This window comes from Mycobacterium sp. NAZ190054 (genome assembly GCF_001545925.1).
In the GTDB taxonomy this organism is placed as follows: domain Bacteria; phylum Actinomycetota; class Actinomycetes; order Mycobacteriales; family Mycobacteriaceae; genus Mycobacterium.
The window spans coordinates 1-2,851 of the sequence record NZ_LMVQ01000363.1; the positions used below are offsets into that span (position 1 = coordinate 1).

Annotated in this window: 3 protein-coding genes; 2 read left to right on the forward strand and 1 reads right to left on the reverse strand. The window is 67.3% G+C overall.

Going from position 1 to position 2,851, the window contains the following annotated elements:
* Together ASJ79_RS21710 and ASJ79_RS21715 are read left to right on the forward strand one after the other, a co-directional pair.
* Nucleotides 1–526, forward strand: a 526-nt coding sequence (locus tag ASJ79_RS21710) for an ATP-binding cassette domain-containing protein (RefSeq protein WP_156448568.1), incomplete at its 5' end; no start/stop codon positions are given.
* Nucleotides 527–557: 31 nt separating this feature from the next.
* The gene (locus ASJ79_RS21715; protein WP_067959757.1) at nt 558–1,298 is read left to right on the forward strand and encodes an SDR family NAD(P)-dependent oxidoreductase; all 741 of its coding nucleotides are present in this window, start codon (nt 558–560) and stop codon (nt 1,296–1,298) included.
* Between the two features lie 9 nt (nt 1,299–1,307).
* Here ASJ79_RS21715 and ASJ79_RS21720 read toward each other — a convergent pair whose 3' ends face one another.
* Nucleotides 1,308–2,732 (reverse strand): HNH endonuclease signature motif containing protein, encoded by a 1,425-nt coding sequence (locus tag ASJ79_RS21720; protein WP_067959759.1) that lies wholly within the window; start codon nt 2,730–2,732, stop codon nt 1,308–1,310.
* Nucleotides 2,733–2,851: the final 119 nt, after the last annotated feature.

Below are 2,851 nucleotides of genomic sequence, written 5' to 3' on the forward strand. Positions count from 1 at the left end.
CGGCCTGGTGTTCCAGGACCCATTCTCGTCGCTGAACCCCCGTGGCCGCGTGGGCGATTCGATCGCAGAACCCCTGGTGGTGCACAAACTGGCCGACGGCAAAGCGGCCCGGCGACGGCGCGTCGAGGAACTGCTCGGCCTGGTGGGGCTGCCCACGGAGTTCGCGCACAGGTATCCGCACGAGCTCTCCGGCGGGCAACGGCAACGCGTCAGCATCGCCCGTGCGCTGGCCGCCGAGCCGGATCTGTTGATCCTCGACGAGGCGACGGCATCGCTGGACGTGTCGGTGCAGGCGCGGGTGCTGGACCTGCTGTCTCGGTTGCAGCGCGAACTCGGCCTGACCTACCTGCTCATCGGGCACGACCTGGCGGTGATCCGGCAGGTCAGCCACGAGGTGCTCGTGATGCGTGACGGCGCCGTGGTGGAGAACCGCCCCGCCGACGAACTCTTCGCATCGCCGCAGCAGGAGTACACGCGGGCGCTGCTCGCGGCGGTCCCGCCGGTGAAACCGCGCTCCGCCGTGTGACGTTGGCGAGGCCCGTGAGAAGGTCGTGGGCATGAGTCAGCTGAGCGGCAAGGTCGCGTTGGTCACTGGTGCATCCGCGGGTCTGGGAGCGGCGACGGCGAAACTGTTCGCCGACCGCGGCGCAACGGTGTTCGGCATCGCACGCGATGCCGACCGGATGGCCGAGGTGTTCGCCGACATTCCCGGCGGCAGTTACTCGTCGGTGGACATCACCTCTGCCGCGGCGTGCGCACAGGCGGTCGCCGACTGTGTCGACCGATTCGGCCGGCTCGACGTGTTGGCCAACATCGCCGGCTTCCACAAGATGCGGCACACGGTCTCGATGACCGACGGCGACTGGGATGCCGATCTGTCGGTGAACCTGAACGGCCCGTTCTATCTGTGCCGGGCGGCGCTGCCGCACCTGCTGGAGTCGGGCGGCAACATCGTCAACGTCGCGTCGATCGCCGGCGTCGAGGGCGAGGTGTACTCGGCCGGTTACTGCGCGGCCAAGCACGGGCTGATCGGGTTGACGCGCGCGCTGGCCGTCGAATTCACCAAGGAGCGGCTGCGGGTCAACGCGATCTGCCCCGGTGGCATGCCGACTGCGCAGACCACCGAGTTCGAGGCTCCGGAGAACGCCGACTGGGATCTGATCATGCGGATCGCCTCACCGCGGGGATTCATGGAGACCGAGGACGTGGCGAAGACGATCGCGTTTCTGGCCAGCGACGACGCCGCGGCCATCCACGGCGCGGTGTATCGCGTCGACAACGGCAAGGGGGCCGGCTGAGCCGGGGAGTCAGAATGGCGGAGGTTGGTAGGTCGCTGCGAGCCATTCTTGGTGTCGGCGTTCACGTTCGGCGTTGATCTCGATGCGCAGCCGGCGTTCGCGCGCGATCCGGGCCTGCCGCTCCTGCTCACGGGTTCTGGTCCGCTTCGGCATCATTGCGATCTTGCCAGCGGGTTCGTCGGGGACCTCGACTTCGGGCAGGGGCGCGGTCGGTGTCGCCAAAGTCGGAAACAGCAGCCCGCCAAGTGGTTCGGTGGCGTAGACATGCCCGGTCGGCGCCGTCAGCACGACCGTGCCGTCACGGCGCTGCTCGTCACGCCATCCGTAGACCCCGGTGAGGAACGTCTTGATCACATGGTGGGCACGGCAGTAATGCTTCAACCCCGACGCATGGGTGACCCCGAACGGCCACCGCGTCGTATGGTCGACATCGCAGCGCTCCACCGGAGCGTCGCAACCGGGGAACCGGCATGTCAGATCGCGCCACTGCAGGAAGTCCTTGAGTCCGGCCGACGGCCGATAACCCTTCTCCGGTTCGGCGCCGGGCAGGCGCACGGGCTTGAGCTTTGCGGTCCTGGCCGCGGCACGGACCTCCTCGGCCGGCAACACCCCGAACCCGGACAGATACCCCGGCTTGTCGCCGGCGCCGTCCACTGTGGCCTGCTCGGCAAGAATGTGGATCACCACCTGCGCGGCGGACTCCCTCAGCACCGCAGCTGCGCAATCCTCGGCGCCGCACTGGCAGGCCAGGCTCGACTCCCCTCTCCCCAAGGCGCCTGCCGCATCGGCGCGCAGGTTGTTGTGCGTGCGCGGATCATTGGGGCACACCGTCGCCGCGATCGCCTCGAGTCGCTGATCCAGCGCCGCGGCATCGCGCGCATTCATCACTCCCCCGGCAAAAGCCATCCCCGGCATATCTGGTATCACGTCGAAGTACCGGTTGTCCTTGGCCACCGGCGGTACCCGTACGCCGGCCGGATCGAAATCTGCCACGTACAAGTCCACCCGATCGCGAAGCTTCTTCTTGGACAACCGCATCCAGCGAGACAACTTCGGCGCGATGGCCTCGTCAAGGGCACCGATCACGTCGTCCTCGACATTCTCGGTGCGCGTCAGCACCATCTGCACCATCCGGAAATCGATGTCGCCGCGCGCGAAGGCTTCGGCGACTCTGGGCAACCGGGTGTACAGCGACACCGCCATCGACACCTGGTTCCTCGCCCGCGACCGGCTGATGTTCTGCGCCGCCGACACTTCCGCAGCCACCGCCTCGTACACGTCGGTGCGCAAGAAGCCGGCTTCGGTGTATTCGCGCTTGCGGCATCGGAACAACACAGCTACCGCCTCGAGCCGCTGCGCGATCGCGGCTGATTCGGCGCGCGCCGCCAACCCCATCGCATCGATGAGATCCTTCGGCTCGGCGCTGTCGAACATGTGTGCGGCTCCTCAGGTTCTTGTGGGTAGCTGAGGGTGCAGTCCGCCGAGGCAGAGATAGATCATTGAGGTCAGTGTTCGGGCTGAGTGGTGGCCGTAGCCGCGGGCGTTGATGAGGC

Excerpts from the sequence above, each read along its gene's own strand:
- ASJ79_RS21720 (WP_067959759.1), bottom strand. The coding sequence starts at position 2,732 with ATGTTCGACAGCGCCGAGCCGAAGGATCTCATCGATGCGATGGGGTTG.
- ASJ79_RS21715 (WP_067959757.1), top strand. The coding sequence starts at position 558 with ATGAGTCAGCTGAGCGGCAAGGTCGCGTTGGTCACTGGTGCATCCGCG.